This window comes from Aurantimonas sp. A3-2-R12, from assembly GCF_036016755.1.
Taxonomy (GTDB): Bacteria; Pseudomonadota; Alphaproteobacteria; order Rhizobiales; family Rhizobiaceae; genus Aurantimonas; species Aurantimonas coralicida_A.
Genome location: NZ_JAYXIH010000151.1, coordinates 1 through 560, shown reverse-complemented (window position 1 = coordinate 560; position 560 = coordinate 1). Strand labels below are relative to the sequence as shown.

The following is a 560-nucleotide window of genomic DNA, read 5'->3' as shown; positions in this document are numbered from 1 at the left end:
CGAACGCCGCAAACGCACGCGGCATCTGATTGAACTCGGCGGTCTCGTCGTCAAGTCCGGCATTGCGGACCTGACCGGCGATGATCGCGCCATGATCTACGGCGCGATGATCTGGATCGCCGAAAAGCTCAAGAGCGACGATGGACAACGAGCGCGAACGCTCCGGGCCGAAAAGGGAAAAGAGGCGTTCGCGGCGGAGCGCAAAGGAGGAACGCGCATCGTCTCGCGAGAGCAGGATGATCGGGCATGACAGATGGCGGGCTGTGCGGAAACCCATCGATCGAAGCGCTGACCGCCAACGCCTGCGTCGCGGTGCGGGTCCTTCAGCTTACCCGTCGTGGCGACACGAGCCTGTGTCACCGGCAAGCTCGCGCGCACCAGTTTCCATGACCTCGTTCGATCAGATTTGGTACGAGTTCAGTGCAATGCCGCCGGGTCCGATAGCGCATGTCCTTACCGCCTGTTGGGAAGGCTATCTATCGAGCGGCGACTAGCCTGAGCGGTTCCGCGACAACTACGATAAGCGGTCGGTCTCCGGCTTTGTGAGGGCGTAGCCCGAT

1 protein-coding gene is annotated in these 560 nt (G+C 62.0%); it reads left to right on the top strand.

The genetic code is table 11. The annotated features are described in order from the left end of the window. Positions 1–250: conjugal transfer protein TraD (locus tag VSX60_RS22495; protein ID WP_327626456.1), on the top strand; the 250-nt coding region annotated here is incomplete at its 5' end. Positions 251–560: the final 310 nt, after the last annotated feature.